A 19,916-nucleotide genomic window follows, 5' to 3' on the forward strand; every position below is an offset into this window, starting at 1 on the left:
GGGTTTAGTTAAAATTGATGAGGTGGTAGCCTTCATTTTGTAACTGCACCAGGGCTGTCATTGCCGAAAGGGCAAATTTCACGTCCTGGTGAACATCATATTGTTTTATGTCACGATACAACGCAGTCTGGCCACATAGGATGATTTCAACCCCTTCTTGTGCCAGCGCAGATAAGAGAGCTACATTGATATTTACAATAGTATTGGCAGTTGCAGTTCTACGCAGGTAAGTTTCAGTATTAAGAACATCGTTGGCGGCAGCTCCATGAACTACCAAAGCAATTTTCAGGTTATTTCGATTTGCTCCAGCATTGTAGTGCATATTGATAAGGCGTGCTGCGGCTTCAAAAAGTTCGTTTGGTTGTTCCTGGTTTTCTGAAGAGCGGCTTACATTAAAAACTACTTTTAGCAGTGCAGAAGTATCTGTTTTAAATTCGGCAAAAGGTATTTCATAGCTGTCACCATACTTTTCTATGATGCGCTTTTGAGCAAAATCCTGTGCGAAAAAAAGTTGAGATAGAAAAATGGCAATTATCAGCATATAATGTTTCATGACGCAGCACTTTTCCTTCTGTGGTATCTTATGCTGATTTTCCAGCGTAAACCACCTGTTTAGCTAAAGATATTCAAAATATAAACTAGCTCATAATTATTCAAAGAGGTTTTATTTACAAGAAGGGCCTTCCTGTTTTTTAAAACGTGCTTTTTTGGTTAAATTCACGCCTTAAAAGAAGGAGGAAAATTGGAATCTTATTTAGCTGAATTAAACGAAGCGCAGCGTGCGCCGGTACTGCAAAAGGATGGTGCAATGATTGTTATTGCCGGCGCAGGATCTGGAAAAACGCGGGTGCTTACTTACCGTATTGCTTACCTGATGAGCCAGGGAGTGGATCCTTTTAATATTTTGTCACTTACTTTTACCAACAAAGCGGCAAGGGAAATGAAAAACAGGATTTCCAAAATTGTTGGCAGCAGTGAGGCAAAAAACCTGTGGATGGGCACTTTCCATTCTATTTTTGCTAAAATATTGCGTTTTGAAGCAGATAAATTAGGTTATCCTTCAAATTTCACCATTTATGATACTCAGGATTCCCAGAGTGTGATAAGGGCGGTTATTAAAGATATGCGCCTGGACAAGGATGTCTATAAATATAAGCAGGTTTATAACAGGATATCTTCCTATAAAAACAGTCTTATTACGGTAAAAGCATATTTCCAGAATCAGGAATTGCAGGAAGCAGATGCCATGTCCAAAAAACCCCGAATGGGTGAAATTTATAAGGCTTATGTGGACCGTTGTTTTAAAGCCGGTGCGATGGATTTTGATGATTTACTGCTGAAGACCAATGAGTTGCTGAACCGTTTTCCTGAAGTGTTACAAAAATATCAGAACAGGTTCAGGTACATTTTGGTTGATGAGTACCAGGATACCAACCATTCGCAGTATTTGATCGTAAAAGCGCTGTCTGATAAATTTCAGAATATTTGTGTGGTGGGCGATGATGCGCAGAGTATCTACGCCTTTCGCGGAGCGAATATCAATAACATCCTGAACTTTCAGAAGGATTACGAGGATGTGCAGATGTACAGGCTAGAGCAAAATTACCGGTCTACAAAGAATATTGTGAACGCGGCAAACTCGATAATTGACAAAAATAAGACCAAGCTTGAAAAAATAGTCTGGACAGCTAATGACGATGGTCCTAAAATAGTGGTGAACCGTTTGCTTACAGACGGGGAAGAGGGACGTTTTGTGGCGAGTTCCATCTTCGAAACAAAAATGCAGAACCAGTTAGCTAATGGCGATTTTGCGATTCTTTACCGGACTAATGCACAGAGCAGGGCCATGGAGGACGCACTGCGGAAGCGTGATATTCCTTACCGGATCTACGGCGGACTTTCATTTTATCAGCGAAAAGAAATTAAGGATATCCTTTCTTATCTACGGTTGCTTATAAACCCTAAAGATGAAGAAGCGCTGAAGCGGATCATTAACTTTCCAGCCCGCGGGATAGGGCAAACGACGATGGACCGTTTAAGTATAGCTGCAAATCAATACGGAAGATCCATTTTTGAAGTAATTGAAAACCTGGATCACCTGGATCTGAAGATCAATAAAAGCACACGGAACAAGCTGGAGAATTTCGTGAATATGATCAAAAGCTTCACGATCCTGAGTGAAAATGCAGATGCTTTTGTGGTTGCGGATACGGTTACCAAAAAAACCGGACTCGTTCAGGAATTAAAAAAAGACGGTACGCCGGAAGGAATTGCCAGGATTGAAAATATTGAAGAGCTTTTAAACGGAATCAGGGATTTTGTGGAGGAGCAAAAGGAACTGGCAGATTCTTCGGGATCTTTAGCCGAATTTCTTGAGGATGTGGCCTTAGCTACAGATATGGACAAGGATACTTCAGATGAAGACCGGGTAGCATTAATGACTATCCACCTCGCCAAGGGACTTGAATTTCCATACGTGTACATCGTAGGATTGGAAGAAGATTTATTTCCTTCAGCAATGAGTATGAATACCAGAAGCGAGCTGGAAGAAGAGCGGCGCTTGTTTTATGTTGCACTAACCCGGGCAGAAACCCAGGCTTATCTCACATATACGCAATCCCGCTACAGATGGGGCAAACTTGTAGATGCCGAACCCAGCAGATTTATTGAAGAAATAGACGATAAATTTCTGGATTACCTTGTTCCGCAGGATGATTACAAATATAAGCCGCTTATAGATACCGATATTTTTGGAGAGGTAGACAAGAGCAAACTAAGGCAAACAAAACCAAAAAAAGGGACTCCGCCGCCTGCTCACAAACCCACAGAACAACAGTTACAAAAACTACGGAAGTTAAAACCTGCTTCTCCAGAACCGGCAAAAGCAACAAAGTCGGTTAACTTAACACAAGGCAATGAAGTGGAACACATGCGCTTTGGAAAAGGAAAGGTACTGAAAGTAGAAGGTGTGGGCCAGGATCAAAAAGCAGAGATCGATTTTGAGAACGGAGGCATTAAAAATCTGCTACTCCGTTTTGCTAAACTTAAGCTACTTTCTTAGTAATTATTTCAGTTAAACTTCTGTTATAGAGGCTTTTTATCTGTTTCATTATTTCTATATTCAAAAGAAAAAATGATACGGGAAGGTAGTAATGTAACCTGGAAATGGGGCAATGGCATGGCCAGGGGCAAAATAAAATCGACTTATACCAGCAAAATCACCAAAACTATTAACGGTAGTGAAATTACCCGTAATGGCAAAGAAGGTGATAAAGCTCTTTTTATTGAACAGGAAGATGGTAGCAAAGTTTTAAAGCTTGAGAGTGAGGTAGGAAAAGTATGATTTTTGCCAATTACCGGAATGAGTAAAACTTAAATAAAAAATTTATCTATGGCGGAATTACTAAGAATCTACAACGAAAATCCTGAGCAAAATAAGATTAAAAAGGTAGTCGATACTTTAAGAAATGGAGGGTTGGTAATATATCCTACAGATACGGTGTACGGCTTGGGATGTGATATCACAAATACTGCAGCACTTGAAAAAATTGCACAGATAAAGGGGGTAAAACTGGACAAAGCGAATTTCTCATTTATTTGTGAAGATTTAAGTAACCTTTCAGATTACGTGAAACAAATAGATACCGCTACTTTTAAAATTTTAAAGAGGTGCCTTCCTGGTCCTTATACTTTTGTGCTTCCGGGGAATAATAACCTGCCAAACGTTTTTAAGAAAAAGAAAACGGTTGGCATTAGAGTGCCAGATAATAATATTTGCAAGGCTTTGGTATCTGGATTGGGCAATCCAATTGTTTCAACCTCTATAAAAGATGATGATGAAGTCTTAGAATATACTACAGATCCTGAGTTAATAAAAGAAAAATGGGATAAGCTTGTAGATATCGTCATTGACGGCGGTTTTGGTGATAATATTCCATCCACAGTTATAGATTTAACCACTGCAACCCCAGAGGTGATACGGGAGGGTAAAGGTAGTATAGAGATTATGTGAAAAGGTCAAGAAGCGACAAATGCGCGCTAGACAAAACAAAGCCTTCTGATTTTTCAGAAGGCTTTGTTTTTTACGGTGTTACAATAATCCTTTTATTGTTTTGCCAATTCTGTTCCAACAATACTTTGAACAATAGAAGCAAAAGCTTCATGAACTTCTTCTTGTGTTAAGATATGTCCTTTTTTCTGAGCATCTTGAGCAAGTTCATATCCCAGATGGGCTGCCTCCAGTCTTTGAAGAGGAGTGCCGTGGTGACCTGGACTGGCAAAGCTACAATCTCCAATTTGAAAGAATAGGTTAAAGAAGTCTTCAACTCTTTTCCAGTTGTAAGTAGCCCCTCTTTTATGTGTCATGTAATAAGCGGCCATAAAATCGGCTTCAAGCTCAGTATATCTGGTATCAGCAGCGGGATCTTCTGCGGCACCATTAGGGTACCAGTCTCCATAATTTAAAAACTGAATTTCGTGCGCCCATTCGTGAGCAAGAATACCGGTCCATACGATACCTTCATCTACACCAGTTTCAGCCAGCCATCCTGTCAATCCATCTCCAATAACAATGGTACGATTAGAAGAAGCAAATCCATCTGTTGCAAAATAAGGGTTTTCCGGTAAATTAGGAGAACTTTCGTTTAGTTCTAAAATCATATCGGCCTGTGCATAAGCTTGTTCTGTAGTTAGAGGGACGAATACACCATCTATAGTAAAACCGAAGAATGTTTCAAAAACTTCTGCAAGTACATCTCTGTCATTCAGGTTTGCCGTATGCTGCCCATTTACCCGAATTTCAACTGGCATATCCCAGAATTTAGTTAATTCTCGTTGTCTTTTAACCATTAGTTTCGTGTAATCTCCATCCTCACCAAAATACTGCTCACCCTGGTTTAAAAGGTAACTGTAATAATAATTAAGATCTGAGTAAAGACCATTATTGGCCAGAGCAACGGGGTCTTGGATAATAGCCGTAATGTATTTATTTTGAACAGTGGCAAGCTCAGTTGATCCACATTCCGACGGTTCTACAGCATTACGAAATGATACTCCCAGATTTTCACTTGTTTTAGCAACTACCACTTTTGCATCTTGAGGCTTAAGTTCTGCAAAACAATTTATATCTGTCATGGATGTATTGGCAGGATTACTTCCAAGTTCTTCTACTGCATCTGTTTCACAGGAAACTGTTGCCATTCCCAGGGCTAATGTTAAAAGAGCTACTCTAATTTTTGTGCGTTTCATTTTCTTTATGGTTAAAATTTGAAAAGGCGAATATATAATTTGCTGCTCATAGTAATAGCGGGAATCATGTTAAAATTATTAACGTTTATGACATTGTTTTGAATAATAATGAATTAAAACAGCCATTATGGAAATCTCGGTGAGAATTATTTAACCAAGCCATAAATTCCAAGAGTACTTAAAGCTCTAAATATGTATAAAACAAAAAGCCCCATGATAATTATCACGGGGCTTTTCAATTCCTATGTTGTAAACTACTTTATTAGTCTTGAGAAGCTGCGCTTGCTTCTTTCATTCCTTCTTCAATCATTCCGTAGAATTGATCAAGTTTAGGAAGCACTACAATTCTTGTCCTTCTGTTTTTAGCACGACCTTCAGCAGTTTCATTTGTTGCAACAGGTATATAATAACTTCTACCTGCGGCAGTCATACGGGCGGGCTCAACACCAAACTCATCCTGAAGTACTCTAACCACAGAAGTTGCTCTTTTTACACTAAGATCCCAGTTATCCTCAATAACTCCGCTGCTTATAGGATTATCATCGGTATGGCCTTCAACCATAAACTCGATGTCCGGCTTGTTCTTAACTACAGTGGCAACTTTTCCCAGAACTTCTTTTGCTCTGCTAGTTACATTGTATCGTCCACTCTCAAATAAAAGTTTATCTGAAATAGATACGTAAACCACTCCTTTTTCAACATTAATTTCGATATCCTCATCACTCATATTACCTAAAGCACCTTTAAGGCTGGTAACCAATGCAAGGGTAACAGAATCTTTTTTGTTTATAGCATCACGCATGTTCTTGATGGCCATGTCTTTTTCCTTAATGCTTTCTAAAGAACGCTCAAGGTTTTCTGCTTCTTTCTTAGACAAAGTGGCCAAATCTCCCACGTTGTTCAATAAAGCGGCATTAGTATTATTAAGGGTTGATACCTGGCTATTAAGTCTTTCTTTCTCGTCGAGACAGGAATTAAGTTTAACAGTGGCTGTATTAAGTTGGTCCTGGGTTTCTCTTTGCTTAGTCTCCAGTTCTGCATATTTCTTTTGAGAAACACAAGAGGAAAGCATAATAGCGGCTGTTGCCGATAAAAGCATGAATTTTTTCATAACTTGAAAATATTATTATTAATGTTAGATGATTCCAAAAGTATCAAAAAATATCTGTCTTAAAAAGCGAATTTAACATTTCTTTCACGCAGATTTTTAAATTTCTGAATATTTCTTACTTCCCCGAAGGTAGTGCGCATATACAACAGATCTTATTCTGAAATATTGTCCTTTTTTAGGAAATTTTTTTCTCTTTTTCCACATTGCTGAAAACGATGAGTAAAAACTCATATGTGCCCGGAAAACAGCGAAAAAATGATTGAATTTGCCCTGTCCCAAAAACCGGAAAGCAGCGATCCCGTCCAGGAGCATTCTAATTATTAATACCGATGTAACTTGTGGAGATGGTACATTTTTGGTAATTAAGTAAAGACTGTTCCTGAAGTTAAAGAATGTCTTCATAGGGTTAATGCTGCTTAAAGTAGCACCGCCTACGTGGTAAATTGTTGATTTTGAGGCATATATTATGCTGTAACCGAGATTATACAATCTCCAGCAAAGATCAATTTCTTCCTGGTGGGCAAAAAAATCCTCATCAAAACCACCTGCTTCTAAAAAAGCCTCTTTCCGGATGCCCAGACAGGCACCACTGGCCCAAAAGATCGTTTCATCCTGGTCGTACTGCCCTTTATCCTTCTCAATTTCTTCAAAAATCCTTCCACGGCAAAAAGGATAAGCATATTTGTCTATAAAACCACCTGCCGCACCGGCATACTCGAAGTAGGATTTATTATTAAAATCAAGAATTTTTGGTTGTACCGCGCCTACTTTTGGTGCATGCTCAAAAACGTCAATTATCGGCCTTAGCCAGCCTGCAGTCACTTCAATATCGCTGTTTAGCAGAATAAAAATATCTTCATCTAAGTTGCGAAGAGCATCATTATAACCTTTGGCATATCCTCCGTTTATTTCATTCTGAATAATACTTACCTGCGGGAAATTCTTCCGTAGAAACTCAATAGAATCATCTGTAGATGCATTATCTGCCACATAAACTGTAGCTTCCGCAGAATGGGAGATCACAGAGGGAAGAAATTTCTTCAGAAGTTCTTTTCCGTTCCAGTTTAAGATGACTACTGCAATTTTCATGTTTAATTTTACTGTTCGTTTTGCTGAAAAGGAGGAAGTTCTTTCAAAAAATTATATTTTTCTGCCTTATAATCCATTTGGCAATAGTAATGGTTAATTCCGTTGGTCACCATTAAATAAGTAGCGTCCAGATTTAAATTATACCTCGCGATCTGGTCGAAAGTGTCCTGGTTAATTCTGATTTTTGGAGCTTTACATTCCACAATAAGGTGAATATTACCGTTGCGGTTAAAAACCACAATATCGTACCGTTTTACCAGGTCACCCAGCTTCAGTTGTTTTTCAACATTTATAAGGCTCTCCGGGTAATTTTTTTCTTCAGTTAAAAACCTTACACAATTTTGTCTCACCCACTCTTCCGGAGTAAGGATGACGAATTTTTTCCGTAGTTTGTCAAAAACAGCTGTTTTATTTTGATTATTTTTGAACCGAAAGCTATACCGCGGGAAATTCAACTCTTGCATAGCGCCAAAAATAAGAAAGAATAAAGAACCCTTCCACGAAATTCTGAAAAGAATAGGCAGGTTGAAAAGACTCCAAATTTACGAATGGAAGAAGCAAGGCAAATTGTTAACAGCATAAAAAGCGGAAATATAAAACCTGTGTATTTTCTAATGGGGGAAGAGCCGTATTATATAGATAAAATTGCCGATTTTATTGCTGATAATGTGTTGCAGGAGGAGGAAAGAGGTTTTAACCAGATCGTGATGTACGGGCGCGATACCACGGTAGATGAGATTGTGAGCAATGCAAAACGCTATCCTATGATGGCAGAGCGGCAGGTGGTAATTGTGAAGGAGGCGCAGGATCTTTCCAGGACTATAGAACAGTTTACAGCATATGCAGAAAGCCCGCAGCCTACCACCACGCTTGTGATGTGCTACAAATACAAGAAAATTGATAAGCGGAAAAAGCTGTATAAAGCCGTTGCAAAGTCGGGCGTAATTTTTGAAAGCAAACGTCTCTATGAGAATAAGGTTGCAGAGTGGATCCAAATCACGCTTAAAACCAGGAACTACAGCATTTCTCCCAAAGGAGCGCAAATGCTGGTGGAATTTTTGGGAAATGACCTGGGGAAAATTGAAAATGAGCTGCAAAAGCTTCAGTTAATAGTTCCCGAAGGAACACAAATTACTCCCGAATTAATAGAAGAAAATATAGGGATAAGTAAAGATTTTAATAATTTTGAGCTAAGAAAAGCGGTGGGCATGAAGGACACTTTAAAAGCCCATCGTATTATAAATTACTTCGCCCAGAACCCAAAGGATAATCCTCTGGTGGTGACCATTTCGCTGTTATTCTCCTACTTTTCACAATTACTGCAATATCACGGCCTTTCAGATAAGTCCAAAGGAAACGTGGCGCGGCAATTAAAAATTAATCCGTATTTCGTGAGTGATTACTCTACGGGTGCCAGGAATTATCCCATGAAAAAAGTAAGCGGCGTGATTAGCCTGCTGCATGAGACCGATGTTAAGAGCAAAGGAGTGGGGACCGTAAATACCTCACACGGAGATTTGCTGAAGGAATTACTGGTAAAAATAATGCACTAATTCATGAAAAAAGTTAAGACCTGGATTGGAGCTGCGAGATTGAGAACTCTACCATTGTCTCTTTCCGGAATTCTTGTAGGTACTGCAATTGCTGTAGAAAAGGGATTTTTTAATATTGTTATTTTTAGCCTTGCCCTTGCCACTACTTTAGGTCTGCAAGTGCTTTCCAATTTCGCAAATGATTATGGAGACGGGGTAAAAGGTACAGATAATGAAGACAGGGTTGGACCAATGCGGGCGCTGCAAAGCGGGATAATTGGCCAGAGGGAAATGCTTGCCGGAATAATAATAACTGCGGTTATTACTTTAATTTTGGCCGTCCTGCTTATTTACGCCGCATTCGGGACTGAAAAAGTTTTTACAGCACTGCTTTTTTTCTTCCTGGGTATTGGCGCAATAGTGGCAGCCATAAAATATACCGTTGGTAAATCTGCTTACGGTTATCGTGGCCTGGGCGATCTTTTCGTTTTTATTTTCTTCGGAATAGTGGCGGTCTACGGATCTTATTTTCTTTATATCCATCAAATGGAATGGGATGTGCTTTTGCCAGCTTCAGCATTCGGCTTCTTTAGTGCGGGAGTGTTGAACCTGAACAACATGCGTGATAGAATTTCTGATGAGAAAGCCGGTAAAAATACGTTGGTGGTGAAAATAGGAGGAAAGGCGGCCAAAAAATATCATTATTTTCTGATAATCTCCGCCTTTGTTTTAATGATACTTTACACGATTAGAAATTTTGAGGGAGTTGATGATTTCTTATATGTGCTGGCATTTCTTCCGCTTGTGTTTCATTTAAAGCGGCTTAAGCAGAATGAAAATCCTGTTCTCCTGGATCCGGAATTAAAGAAACTTGCGCTGTCAACTTTTGCAACTGCCGTGCTTTTTGGAATAGGGCAAATCTGGTAAAAGCAGGTTTAACAAAATTATATAGCTAACATTTCTTAAGGTCCTTCTTCAAATCCTTATTTTTAGGTTTTAACCTGAAAATTATTTAATTATGAAAATCACTTTCTACGGGCAAAATTGTTTAGGACTTAAAATAGGAGAGATAGATGTTTTGGTAGATCCTTTTATTACCGGAAATGATCTTTCCAGAGATAAAATTAATATAAAAGACCTAAAGGCAGATTATATTTTGCTAACCCACGCGCATCAGGACCATACCCTGGATGCCGAAGAAATAGCAAAGAATACCGGCGCGGTAATCGTAGCTAATTTTGAAATAGCAAATCATTACGAAGAAAAGGGTCTTGAGGTGCATCCCATGAATCACGGCGGTAGCTGGGATTTTGATTTTGGTAAAGTTAAATACGTTAACGCTATCCATACCAGTTCTTTTCCTGATGGTAAATACGGCGGCCAGCCCGGAGGTTTTGTAATAGAAGGCGAGCATAAGAACATCTATATTGCCGGGGATACTGCACTCACGATGGATATGAAATTAATTCCTATGACCACAAAACTTGATCTTGCCGTTCTTCCGGTTGGGGATAATTTTACCATGGGTGTAAACGACGCGATTGTGGCCAGTGATTTTGTAGAATGTGATAAAATTTTAGGCTGTCATTATGATACATTTGGCTACATAGAGATAGACCATGAAGAAGCAAAGAAGAAATTCTATGAAAAAGGAAAGGACCTGATGCTGTTGGAGATTGGAGAAAGTATAGAACTATAATTTTTATTTAGAATTTTGGAATGCTGGAATTTTAGATATAGAAATAATAAATCAAAAAGATGCATCGATTTAAAGAGTTGGAGATTTGGAAGAAGAGTCGCATCTTTTGTAAAGACCTTTATAAAATAACAGCAGATTTTCCAGAATTAGAAAAGCTTGGCCTTATATTAATCAATTAAGAAGAGCAAGTGTATCTGTTCCCTCTAATATTGCCTAAGGAGCCTCAAGGGAATCGTCAAAGGAATTTAGTAGGTTTCTGGAAATAGCAATAGGTTCTTGTTATGAGATAGAAACACAACTCCTGATTTCAAATGATCTTGGCTTTATAGAAGCTAAGCATCTTTAAACTCTACAAACGGAATTAGATTCAATAATAAAAATGATATCGAAATTCCGTGCTACTATTAAAGTCGCATTTGAATCAGAATTTTATTCGTAATTTCTTAATCCAACAATCCAACAATCCAACAATCCAACAATCCAACCATCCAGGACACTAAATGACTGCAGAATACAAAAAGTACATTCTAAACTTTAAGCGCCCCAGTGGAACTTCACGGGGCGTTCTTACTACAAAGGAAACCTGGTTTATTATCATCAATGACAACAACCGGAAAGGTATTGGTGAGTGCGGAATTCTTAGAAGTTTAAGCGTCGATGACAGGGCAGATTATGAAGAAAAACTGAAATGGACTTGTGAGAATGTAGCTTTAGGTAAGGAGAGACTTTGGGAAGCGTTAATTGAATTTCCAAGCATTCAGTTTGGGGTGGAAATGGCGTTCCGCTCTTTGGAAGCTGCTAATCCTTTCGAATTATTTCCTTCGGAATTTACACAAGGAAATGATGCTATTCCCATTAATGGTCTTATCTGGATGGGAGAGAAAGCGTATATGAGGTCCCAGATTGAAGAAAAAATTGCTTCAGGGTTTAATTGTATTAAACTGAAGATTGGTGCGATAGATTTTTCTTCAGAACTTCAACTTTTAAAATACATCCGGCAAGAATTTTCTTCAGAAGAAATAGAATTGAGAGTGGATGCGAACGGAGCTTTTGCGCCTTCCGAAGCTTTGGAGAAACTGAAAAAGCTTAGTGAATTCGAACTTCATAGTATAGAACAACCTGTAAAACAGGGCCAGATTGAAGAAATGGCGAATTTGTGCAGCAGGACTCCGCTCCCAATTGCGCTGGATGAAGAACTTATTGGTGTTTTTGATGTAACAAAAAAGGAGGAACTACTACAAACAATAAGGCCGCAGTATATTATTTTTAAACCGAGTTTGATTGGTGGCTACAGAGGTACACAGCAATGGATGGATCTGGCCGAAAAAGAAAAGGTTGGGTGGTGGATTACCAGTGCTTTGGAAAGTAATGTAGGGCTGAACGCAATTTCGCAGTGGACGCACATTAAAAAGCCGTATATCCCGCAGGGCTTGGGAACGGGCGGTTTGTATACTAATAATTTTGATAGCCCGTTGGAGGTGCACAACGGTAAAATTCATTATAATCCGGCAAAAGACTGGAATTTTAATTTATAAAATAAGGTATGTATATAGCTCAGGCTTTTAAGTATCACTACGGTTTCTGGAGATATATAATCGGAATTATTATTGTGGCAATAGGATTAACTTTAGGGCAGATTCCCTGGACTTTTGCTGTTTTTATGGAAGAGGGGTTTAATATGTTTGCCATGCCTCAAACTGAATTGATGACTTCCCTCGAGTCCAATTTTTCCCTGTTTCTCCTGCTATTGTCTTATGGGGTGGGATTGGCAGCTTTGTTCTTTGCTGTAAAATATCTTCACCAACAACCTATTCTTGCACTAACCACCTCCCGCAAGAGAGTAGACTGGAAGCGGGTTATATTTTCTTTCCTGATTACCGCAATTTTAATAGTTGGCGGAATTTTAATAGGATATCTTCTGGAACCGGAAAATTTTCAGTGGAATTTTAACCTTGTTCCGTTTTTGATTCTACTGGTAATCGCCGTTATTTTTATTCCGATACAAACCAGTTTTGAAGAATACCTTTTCCGCGGATATCTTATGCAGGGCATAGGGACACTTGTAAAGAATAAATGGGTACCTCTTTTAGTAACTTCCCTTATTTTTGGAGGGCTTCATATCGCTAATCCCGAAGTTGCTACCTACGGCTATTTTATAATGGCCAGCTATATAGGCATAGGTTTGCTCCTGGGGATCATCACATTAATGGATGAAGGGATGGAACTGGCTTTAGGCTTTCATGCCGCTAACAACCTTTTTATAGCCCTTTTATTAACATCAGAAAATACAGCTTTCCAGACCCATTCGGTATTTAAAGATATTTCTACACCGGAATTATTAGGTTGGGAAGTCTTTATTGAATTGCTAGTAGTTTATCCTGTGGTTCTTGGGATATTTGCCAAAAAGTATGGCTGGACCAATTGGAAGAATAAACTTTTCGGAAAAGTAGAAAAGCCGGAAACCTTAAAACTTTCTGAAGAACCTTAAGCTTTTCATAGTATTTTGTTAACTTTCCATAATCAGAATTAAGATAATTTTGATTTTAAGCTATGACAGACAAGTATAAAGTACCTGAAACGCATCCGGACTTCAGACTTAACAAACAGTATTTTACCAATGCTGAACTGCGCCAGGTTGCGTATAGTTTTATAAAGGAAGGAGAGGCTTACGAGGAAAAAATCGGGAGTTTTCTACTGGACTGGTTAAAACCATCTTCTTATACTATCAGTAAAACATCAGGATCTACAGGCAATCCAAAGGAAATTAAGCTGAAAAAAGAGCACATGGTAAATTCTGCTCTGGCTACTTCCAAATTCTTTGAATTGCCGGCAGGAACAACCGCTTTACTTTGTTTGCCGGCCACGTATATTGCAGGACGCATGATGTTGGTTCGGGCAATGATTTTAGGCTGGCACCTGGATTTAATTCCACCGTCTTCCAATCCGTTGGACCAGGTTTTTAAGCGATATGATTTTTGCGCGATGACGCCTTTTCAACTTGATAATTCTGTGGGGCGGCTTCATCTTATAAAAAAGCTTATCGTGGGCGGTGGTGCGGTTTCCTATCGCATTCAAAAAATGGTAAAAGATGTAGATACCAAAGTTTATGAAACCTACGGAATGACAGAAACCGTGACGCATATCGCAGCCAAACGTCTCAATTCTAACAAAAAGAAGCAGGATCGTCCTTTTAAAGTACTTCCCAATATCAACATTTCCAAAGATAGCAGAGGCTGTCTCGTGATAAAAGCACCAAAACTTTCAGATGAGGTTATTATTACTAACGATATTGTGGATATTTTGACCTACAAAAAATTTAATTGGAAGGGAAGGATTGATAATGTGATAAATAGCGGCGGAATTAAAATTTTTCCTGAAGAAGTAGAGCAGAAAATGAGTCCGGTGATCGATCAGCGGTTTTTTATTACCTCAATTCCCGATGATTCACTTGGAGATAAGCTTGTTTTATTTGTAGAAAGTGATTTTTCTGAAGAATTACTGCTTCGGTTGAAGAAAAAGATCGAAAAACTGCCGACTTTGGATAAATATGAGGTTCCGAAGAAAATATACCTCATCGAAAAATTTGAAGAAACTTCTTCTGGAAAAATCCACCGGGAAAATACAATTAAAAGTAAAGTCCGTTAGTCCTCTTATTTAACACGAATAAAGCTAATGGTCGAAAATGGCAATTTTCGGGCATCCGTTTTTTCGGTAATACATCTCTGGCTTATCAGAAAATATAGTTGTATATTTACAACTATGCAAGAGTAATATTACAATCTTAAATATGGAAGCAACCTTAGAAAATTCCAAGAAAGGAAGACAGCAAGCTAATCTTGCTAAATTTTCACCATCGTGGGTTATTTTAAACGTGAAAGATGCTCCTGGTTATAAGATGGAATTAATTGACCGTATCCGGAAAGGCGTGAGAAAGGCAGATTGGAAGCAATTAATACATGATACCGGTTCTACCGAAAAAGAATTTGAACATATTCTGCCCGCATCTATTAGTAGTATGCAGAAGAGGAGCGTTTATGGAAAAGAAACTTCAGAAAGGATCTATGAACTGGCGAGATTATTTGGATTGGGCTATGAAGTTTTTGATTCCAAAGAGGATTTCAAACAATGGTTAATGACTCCGTCCAAAACTCTTGGGGGAAAAATTCCGTTTGAACTTCTGGACAGTAGTTTTGGATTTGAAATGGTGGAGAACGAGATTGTCAGGATTCAGTACAATGTGTATAGCTAATGATTGTCTATAGAATTGCTAATGTTAAGTACAAAGATGCAACGCTATCGGGATTAGGAGCTGAAAAGGTTGGAGGGAGGTGGAACGAAGTTGGAACACGGGCAGTTTATTGTTCAGAAAACATTTCACTGGCCTTACTGGAATATTATGTTCACTCTGCAAATATTGCCTATCTACCTAGAGAAATATCGGTAGCAAAAATTCAATTTCCAAATGATCTTGTTGTCGAAGAATTACAAGAGCTTCCGGAAGAATGGAATAATTACCCATATTCTGCTCAAACAACAGAAATCTTTACAAATTTGGCCAAAGACCGAAATTTCTTTGCTTTACGGGTACCCTCCACTATTGTTGGAATAGAATCTAATATTATTCTGAATCCGCTGTATAAAGACTTTGGGAAAGTTGAAGTTACTGAGTTTCTAAATTTACCTGTTGATGAAAGGCTTAAGGTGGGAAAACGTGATTAAGTTGGTTTATCTTTTTTAAAATAAGAAGTAATTTTTTTTAGATGCCAATTGAAATTCTTTTAGTTAATGCGACGTGCAGTTTATTCTATTCTCAAACAGTATTTATCCACCCATTTAGGAACCCTATCACTTCTATAGGTTACTTTATTTGATTTATAAATGTCAAGAATTAATCTTGATTGATTTTCGCTATTATCGAATATAAATGTTCTGTAGGTAGATTTTATGGCATCTTGTAACAACTTTAAGCTTCTATAGTATCTTTCTTCTATTTTGCGATCAGGAACAGGATGCCCTCCAATTAGAACTCTCTCTTTTACTCTGGATTTATTAATTTCAAAACTTTCAGTGGATATGAAATATAAATAATTTTTGAAATTATTTTCTTGTGCAAATTTCAAGGTTTCTATTTTAGAAGGATGAGACATAACCGTTTCAAAAGATAACTTTTGTCCGGATTTAATGAGTTCTTGCCTTAGGAAATCCGTTAAAATCGATGCCTCGTAGGAATGAGTATGGTAAGTAGGATTTAGTATTAAGCCATCTTTAAAAGTTAGGTCAATCTTATAACCATCATTATTTGCTTTATGAAAAAGAGAATGTGAAGAAATAAATTCATTAAATTTTTCTCCAATTTCGGATTCAAGATTATAATCAGAAAGATTAATAAAATTCTTTCTTTTAAGTTCTTTTTCTATTTCATCCGCGTTTAGATAAATGCCTAAATCAAAATCATAATTTTTTTTAATCCAATTAAAAACAGTGCTTTTTCCAGAACCATTTGGTCCGGCAAACATCCTTAACCTTTTATTTGAAGGCATTGAGCAGTAGTTTTTCTAAAGGGAAATTGTTTTTCCAATTTCAACTTGCCTTTCTTCTATTTTAGAAATAATTTGATTCGGTTTGCCTGGTTTTTTTCGAATTAGTTTTCCGTTCTGAACAATAACAATTTCATGAGCAACCTTTTTTGCTCTCTCAAATCCTTTTTTGGTGCCTTCAGCAGCAATCTTTCCTAGTAAAGAAAAATCTCTGTCCTCTACAGTTCGAAATTTAACCACCGGTTTTTTAGATTTATCCTTTTTGGATAAGTACTTGTCATTAATATTTTCTAATATATTTTTATTCATTGTTTTTGAATTGCAATCACTACTAAAAGTACAATTAATGTTCCAACTTACAAAATTTCATATTTTTTAAGATGGGTCATAAATTTGTAAACTTAAAAGTATTCAGTCTCCAAACTTCTTTACATCCACATAAAACTCCTCTGTCTTCACTTCAATAGCATCTATATTCTTAACGCCTGCCAGTTTTTGCCAATTTTCGGTAGGGATTAGTCGTTCTTCTTCGCCATCGATTAGTACGTCTACAGGCATGGTAAAATTTTGAACATCTGCTTCCCATCGGAAAGAAATAGTCGCTCCTTCCTGCTTTAGCTGAAGTTCGGGAATTGCAGTTTCTCTAAGATACTGATCAAAAACCGGCTGAAGATTGGTCGCTATTGGTTCGTTGAAGAAATCTTCTACCTGTTGTGTAGTTACCGTTTGATGTTTAAAAGTTTCAGTATAGTCCCGAAGGGTTTGCCACCATAACTCGTCATTTTTATATATACTTCGGATGGTGTTTAGAAGATTAGCTCCTTTTGCATACATGTCACCCGATCCTTCAGCATTCACTCCGTAGTCTCCAATTATTGGATTTTCATTACTAATATTTCTTCGGAGACCTTTCAGGTATTCAAGAGCATTTTCTTTTCCCTGCTCACATTCTACAAAAATTGCTTCCGTATAGCTGGTAAAACCTTCATGAACCCACATGTCGGCAATATCTTTGGAAGTAATACTATTTCCGTACCACTCGTGCCCCGACTCGTGAATGATGATATAATCCCAGGACAACCCGTGGCCGGTTCCGGATAAATCATTTCCGAGGTAGCCGTTCATATAATGATTTCCGTAGGCCACTGCGCTTTGATGTTCCATCCCAAGGTAGGGAGTTTCCACAAGTTTAAAACCGTCTTCCGGAAAAGGATAAGGTCCCATTTTTTCATAAAAGCACTCCATCATTGGTTTCACTTGTTCAAACTGTTCTTTAGCTTTTTTCAGGTTATATTCAAGAACATAGTAATCCAGGTCCAGGTCTTTAAAGTTATCATTAAAATGAGCATATTTTCCGATGTTCACCACCACGTTGTAGTTGTTTATTGGATTAGAAACTTTCCATTTCCACCTGGTGTAGCCGTCTGCCAGTTTTTCGCTCCCTAAAAGTCTGCCGTTGGAAACGTTGGTCAAACCCGTTGGGACTTCAATCTCACTAAGTACTTCATTAGGTTCGTCGCTCTGATGGTCTTTGTTCGGGTACCATAAGCTTGCGCCCGTACCTTGCACTGCAACGGCTATCCACGGATTCCCTTTTTCATCTTCGCTCCAGACAAATCCGCCATCCCACGGAGCTCTTTCTGCCACAACGGGATTTCCGGAGTAATAAAACTGAATAGAATCTTTTTTGCCTTTCCTGAGAGGATTGGAAAATTCGACAAAAACGGCATTATGTTTCCTTTTGTATTGGAGCTTTTTTCCTTTCCGAATAATAGAATCAACCTTCATATTTTCAAAAAGATCTACCTGCATTACCGGCAGCTTTTCTTTAGTCCTGAAGGTAATAGTATTGGACCCTGAAATAAATTTATCTTCAGGAACAACCCTTACCTGGAGATGATATTTAAGCACGTCATAAGCACGTTCTTTCCTTAACGATCCACGAAGGCTGTCAGCTTCAGTATATTTTCCTTCTTTATTGCTGAGTACCTGGCAACTGCTGACAGGTACTATAAAAAAGAAAGCGAAAATTAAGAAAAACAGGTTTTTCATGTATTTTAAATTTAAGTCTGAATAACGCCCATATTAAAATCTTTTTCTATAGGAGCATGGTTCGCAGCTTCTATGCCCATAGCAATCCACTTGCGGGTATCCAGGGGATTTATAACCGCGTCTGTCCACAATCTTGCCGCAGCGTAGTAGGCAGAAGTCTGCTCGTCATACTTTGATTTCAGTTTTTCAAAGACTTCTTTTTCTTTCTTCTCATCCACCTTTTCGCCTTTTTTGGCCATAGCAGCGGTCTCTATTTGTGCCAGTACTTTTGCGGCCTGTGTTCCTCCCATAACAGCAAGTTCTGCACTGGGCCAGGCGACAATTAGTTTGGGATCATATGCTTTACCGCACATTGCATAATTCCCTGCACCATAAGAATTGCCAATTATTACGGTAAACTTTGGAACTACAGAATTGCTTACCGCATTAACCATTTTTGCGCCATCCTTAATAATCCCGCCATGCTCGCTCTTGCTGCCTACCATAAATCCGGTAACATCCTGAAGAAAGACCAACGGAATTTTCTTCTGATTACAATTCGCGATAAAGCGGGTGGCTTTATCTGCAGAGTCCGAATAAATCACTCCGCCAAACTGCATTTCACCTTTTTTGGTTTTTACGATTTTACGCTGATTGGCAACAATTCCAACCGCCCAACCATCAATTCTTGCATAGCCAGTGATAATTGTTTGTCCGTAGCCTTCTTTATATTCTTCAAATTCCGAATTGTCTACAAGACGTTTAATAATTTCGGTCATGTCGTACTGATCGCTGCGTTTTTTAGGCAGGATCCCAAAGATTTCATTTTCATCTTCTTTAGGCTTAACAGATGCTTTTCGGCTAAAACCGGCTTTGTCAAAATTGCCAATCTTATCCATGATATTTCTGATCTTATCAAGTGCTTCAGAATCGTTTTTCACCTTATAATCTGTAACGCCGCTTATCTCGCTGTGAGTAGTGGCGCCACCAAGAGTTTCATTGTCTACACTCTCACCAATCGCTGCTTTCACGAGGTAACTTCCGGCAAGAAAAATACTTCCGGTTTTTTCAACAATAATAGATTCATCGCTCATAATAGGGAGATAAGCCCCGCCTGCAACACAACTTCCCATAACAGCGGCAATCTGGATAATTCCCATACTGCTCATCACCGCATTGTTCCTAAAAATCCTTCCGAAGTGTTCTTTGTCAGGAAAGATTTCATCCTGCATTGGTAAAAATACGCCGGCGCTGTCCACAAGATAAATAATGGGTAGCCGGTTTTCAATAGCTATTTCCTGCGCACGCAGGTTCTTTTTTCCGGTTATGGGGAACCAGGCTCCTGCTTTTACTGTGGCATCATTGGCAACTACAACACACTGCTTGCCTGATACATAGCCTATCTTTACAATTACTCCGCCACTGGGACAGCCGCCGTGTTCTTTGTACATGCCGTCACCTGCAAAAGCTCCAATTTCTACAGATTTTGACTTTTCGTCCAAGAGGAAATCAATCCTTTCCCTGGCGGTCATTTTGCCTTTATCGTGGTGCTTTGCAATTCTTTTTTCGCCGCCACCTAGTTTCACCTCTTTTAGCCTGTGATTTAGAGTGGAAACCAGAAGCCGGTTATGATCTTCATTTTTATTGAAGTTGATATTCATATATTTTTT

Annotated in this window: 21 protein-coding genes; 12 read left to right on the top strand and 9 right to left on the bottom strand. The window is 38.5% G+C overall.

Annotation, left to right across the window (positions count from 1 at the left end):
• Positions 1–4 precede the first annotated feature (4 nt).
• Complete coding sequence (locus tag RM529_RS02850; protein WP_311483241.1) at positions 5–553, bottom strand: DsrE family protein; 549 nt, start codon at positions 551–553, stop codon at positions 5–7.
• Positions 554–742: 189 nt separating this feature from the next.
• Between RM529_RS02850 and RM529_RS02855 the strand changes: the two genes are divergently transcribed.
• From RM529_RS02855 to RM529_RS02865, 3 genes are all read left to right on the top strand, one after another.
• The gene (locus RM529_RS02855; RefSeq protein ID WP_311483242.1) at positions 743–3,061 is read left to right on the top strand and encodes an ATP-dependent helicase; all 2,319 of its coding nucleotides are present in this window, start codon (positions 743–745) and stop codon (positions 3,059–3,061) included.
• 72 nt (positions 3,062–3,133) lie between these two features.
• Positions 3,134–3,343: a hypervirulence associated TUDOR domain-containing protein gene (locus RM529_RS02860; RefSeq protein WP_311483243.1), complete on the top strand. Its 210-nt coding sequence runs from the start codon at positions 3,134–3,136 to the stop codon at positions 3,341–3,343.
• 48 nt (positions 3,344–3,391) lie between these two features.
• Positions 3,392–4,012, top strand: a complete 621-nt coding sequence (locus RM529_RS02865; protein WP_311483244.1) for an L-threonylcarbamoyladenylate synthase — start codon at positions 3,392–3,394, stop codon at positions 4,010–4,012.
• Between the two features lie 92 nt (positions 4,013–4,104).
• Here RM529_RS02865 and RM529_RS02870 read toward each other — a convergent pair whose 3' ends face one another.
• The 4 genes from RM529_RS02870 to RM529_RS02885 form a co-directional block, all read right to left on the bottom strand.
• Positions 4,105–5,247, bottom strand: a complete 1,143-nt coding sequence (locus RM529_RS02870) for a hypothetical protein (RefSeq protein WP_311483245.1) — start codon at positions 5,245–5,247, stop codon at positions 4,105–4,107.
• A gap of 262 nt (positions 5,248–5,509) precedes the next feature.
• A complete protein-coding gene (locus RM529_RS02875; RefSeq protein ID WP_311483246.1) occupies positions 5,510–6,358 on the bottom strand; it encodes an OmpA/MotB family protein in 849 nt (282 codons plus the stop codon).
• Between the two features lie 96 nt (positions 6,359–6,454).
• On the bottom strand, positions 6,455–7,447 hold the full coding sequence (locus tag RM529_RS02880) for a glycosyltransferase family 2 protein (RefSeq protein ID WP_311483247.1): 993 nt from the start codon (positions 7,445–7,447) through the stop codon (positions 6,455–6,457).
• Between the two features lie 8 nt (positions 7,448–7,455).
• Positions 7,456–7,911, bottom strand: a complete 456-nt coding sequence (locus RM529_RS02885) for a type I restriction enzyme HsdR N-terminal domain-containing protein (RefSeq protein WP_311483248.1) — start codon at positions 7,909–7,911, stop codon at positions 7,456–7,458.
• A gap of 84 nt (positions 7,912–7,995) precedes the next feature.
• On the opposite strand from RM529_RS02885, the gene holA reads away from it, so the two are divergent.
• The 9 genes from holA to RM529_RS02935 all read left to right on the top strand — a co-directional run bounded on the left by holA (position 7,996) and on the right by RM529_RS02935 (position 15,397).
• Positions 7,996–9,000 (top strand): DNA polymerase III subunit delta, encoded by a 1,005-nt coding sequence (holA, locus tag RM529_RS02890; RefSeq protein WP_311483249.1) that lies wholly within the window; start codon positions 7,996–7,998, stop codon positions 8,998–9,000.
• Positions 9,001–9,003: 3 nt separating this feature from the next.
• Positions 9,004–9,906, top strand: coding sequence for a 1,4-dihydroxy-2-naphthoate octaprenyltransferase (gene menA, locus RM529_RS02895; RefSeq protein ID WP_311483250.1), 903 nt, complete (start codon positions 9,004–9,006; stop codon positions 9,904–9,906).
• A gap of 91 nt (positions 9,907–9,997) precedes the next feature.
• On the top strand, positions 9,998–10,678 hold the full coding sequence (locus tag RM529_RS02900; RefSeq protein WP_311483251.1) for a metal-dependent hydrolase: 681 nt from the start codon (positions 9,998–10,000) through the stop codon (positions 10,676–10,678).
• A gap of 268 nt (positions 10,679–10,946) precedes the next feature.
• Entirely contained in the window at positions 10,947–11,024 is a 78-nt protein-coding gene (locus tag RM529_RS02910) for a four helix bundle protein (RefSeq protein WP_311483279.1), read from the top strand.
• Positions 11,025–11,178: 154 nt separating this feature from the next.
• Complete coding sequence (locus tag RM529_RS02915) at positions 11,179–12,213, top strand: o-succinylbenzoate synthase (protein ID WP_311483253.1); 1,035 nt, start codon at positions 11,179–11,181, stop codon at positions 12,211–12,213.
• An 8-nt stretch (positions 12,214–12,221) separates the two neighbouring features.
• Positions 12,222–13,166 carry a CPBP family intramembrane glutamic endopeptidase gene (locus tag RM529_RS02920; protein WP_311483254.1) on the top strand — a complete coding sequence of 315 codons (945 nt, stop codon included), beginning with the start codon at positions 12,222–12,224 and terminating at the stop codon, positions 13,164–13,166.
• A 62-nt stretch (positions 13,167–13,228) separates the two neighbouring features.
• The gene (locus RM529_RS02925) at positions 13,229–14,323 is read left to right on the top strand and encodes an AMP-binding protein (protein WP_311483255.1); all 1,095 of its coding nucleotides are present in this window, start codon (positions 13,229–13,231) and stop codon (positions 14,321–14,323) included.
• Between the two features lie 142 nt (positions 14,324–14,465).
• Positions 14,466–14,927: an Xre family toxin-antitoxin system antitoxin gene (locus tag RM529_RS02930; protein ID WP_311483256.1), complete on the top strand. Its 462-nt coding sequence runs from the start codon at positions 14,466–14,468 to the stop codon at positions 14,925–14,927.
• On the top strand, positions 14,927–15,397 hold the full coding sequence (locus tag RM529_RS02935; RefSeq protein ID WP_311483257.1) for an RES family NAD+ phosphorylase: 471 nt from the start codon (positions 14,927–14,929) through the stop codon (positions 15,395–15,397). The genes RM529_RS02930 and RM529_RS02935 overlap by 1 nt, the downstream gene beginning before the upstream one ends.
• 80 nt (positions 15,398–15,477) lie before the next feature.
• On the opposite strand, the gene RM529_RS02940 is transcribed toward RM529_RS02935, so the two are convergent.
• The 4 genes from RM529_RS02940 to RM529_RS02955 all read right to left on the bottom strand — a co-directional run bounded on the left by RM529_RS02940 (position 15,478) and on the right by RM529_RS02955 (position 19,907).
• Complete coding sequence (locus RM529_RS02940) at positions 15,478–16,218, bottom strand: ATPase (RefSeq protein WP_311483258.1); 741 nt, start codon at positions 16,216–16,218, stop codon at positions 15,478–15,480.
• A gap of 15 nt (positions 16,219–16,233) precedes the next feature.
• Entirely contained in the window at positions 16,234–16,524 is a 291-nt protein-coding gene (locus RM529_RS02945; protein ID WP_311483259.1) for a hypothetical protein, read from the bottom strand.
• A 102-nt stretch (positions 16,525–16,626) separates the two neighbouring features.
• Entirely contained in the window at positions 16,627–18,267 is a 1,641-nt protein-coding gene (locus RM529_RS02950; RefSeq protein WP_311483260.1) for a M1 family metallopeptidase, read from the bottom strand.
• 11 nt (positions 18,268–18,278) lie between these two features.
• Positions 18,279–19,907, bottom strand: a complete 1,629-nt coding sequence (locus tag RM529_RS02955; RefSeq protein ID WP_311483261.1) for an acyl-CoA carboxylase subunit beta — start codon at positions 19,905–19,907, stop codon at positions 18,279–18,281.
• Positions 19,908–19,916: the final 9 nt, after the last annotated feature.

Origin of the sequence: Autumnicola edwardsiae, from assembly GCF_031846505.1 — a bacterium.
GTDB classification, from domain to species: Bacteria; Bacteroidota; Bacteroidia; order Flavobacteriales; family Flavobacteriaceae; genus Autumnicola; species Autumnicola edwardsiae.

What these genes read in the sequence shown, in the direction of transcription:
- RM529_RS02860 (WP_311483243.1), top strand. Translation starts at nt 3,134, where the DNA reads ATGATACGGGAAGGTAGTAATGTAACCTGGAAATGGGGCAATGGCATG.
- RM529_RS02900 (WP_311483251.1), top strand. Translation starts at nt 9,998, where the DNA reads ATGAAAATCACTTTCTACGGGCAAAATTGTTTAGGACTTAAAATAGGA.
- holA (WP_311483249.1), top strand. Translation starts at nt 7,996, where the DNA reads ATGGAAGAAGCAAGGCAAATTGTTAACAGCATAAAAAGCGGAAATATA.
- RM529_RS02885 (WP_311483248.1), bottom strand. Translation starts at nt 7,911, where the DNA reads ATGCAAGAGTTGAATTTCCCGCGGTATAGCTTTCGGTTCAAAAATAAT.
- RM529_RS02850 (WP_311483241.1), bottom strand. Translation starts at nt 553, where the DNA reads ATGAAACATTATATGCTGATAATTGCCATTTTTCTATCTCAACTTTTT.
- RM529_RS02930 (WP_311483256.1), top strand. Translation starts at nt 14,466, where the DNA reads ATGGAAGCAACCTTAGAAAATTCCAAGAAAGGAAGACAGCAAGCTAAT.
- RM529_RS02940 (WP_311483258.1), bottom strand. Translation starts at nt 16,218, where the DNA reads ATGCCTTCAAATAAAAGGTTAAGGATGTTTGCCGGACCAAATGGTTCT.
- RM529_RS02920 (WP_311483254.1), top strand. Translation starts at nt 12,222, where the DNA reads ATGTATATAGCTCAGGCTTTTAAGTATCACTACGGTTTCTGGAGATAT.
- RM529_RS02925 (WP_311483255.1), top strand. Translation starts at nt 13,229, where the DNA reads ATGACAGACAAGTATAAAGTACCTGAAACGCATCCGGACTTCAGACTT.
- RM529_RS02950 (WP_311483260.1), bottom strand. Translation starts at nt 18,267, where the DNA reads ATGAAAAACCTGTTTTTCTTAATTTTCGCTTTCTTTTTTATAGTACCT.
- RM529_RS02945 (WP_311483259.1), bottom strand. Translation starts at nt 16,524, where the DNA reads ATGAATAAAAATATATTAGAAAATATTAATGACAAGTACTTATCCAAA.
- RM529_RS02935 (WP_311483257.1), top strand. Translation starts at nt 14,927, where the DNA reads ATGATTGTCTATAGAATTGCTAATGTTAAGTACAAAGATGCAACGCTA.
- menA (WP_311483250.1), top strand. Translation starts at nt 9,004, where the DNA reads ATGAAAAAAGTTAAGACCTGGATTGGAGCTGCGAGATTGAGAACTCTA.
- RM529_RS02875 (WP_311483246.1), bottom strand. Translation starts at nt 6,358, where the DNA reads ATGAAAAAATTCATGCTTTTATCGGCAACAGCCGCTATTATGCTTTCC.
- RM529_RS02880 (WP_311483247.1), bottom strand. Translation starts at nt 7,447, where the DNA reads ATGAAAATTGCAGTAGTCATCTTAAACTGGAACGGAAAAGAACTTCTG.
- RM529_RS02955 (WP_311483261.1), bottom strand. Translation starts at nt 19,907, where the DNA reads ATGAATATCAACTTCAATAAAAATGAAGATCATAACCGGCTTCTGGTT.
- RM529_RS02915 (WP_311483253.1), top strand. Translation starts at nt 11,179, where the DNA reads ATGACTGCAGAATACAAAAAGTACATTCTAAACTTTAAGCGCCCCAGT.
- RM529_RS02865 (WP_311483244.1), top strand. Translation starts at nt 3,392, where the DNA reads ATGGCGGAATTACTAAGAATCTACAACGAAAATCCTGAGCAAAATAAG.
- RM529_RS02870 (WP_311483245.1), bottom strand. Translation starts at nt 5,247, where the DNA reads ATGAAACGCACAAAAATTAGAGTAGCTCTTTTAACATTAGCCCTGGGA.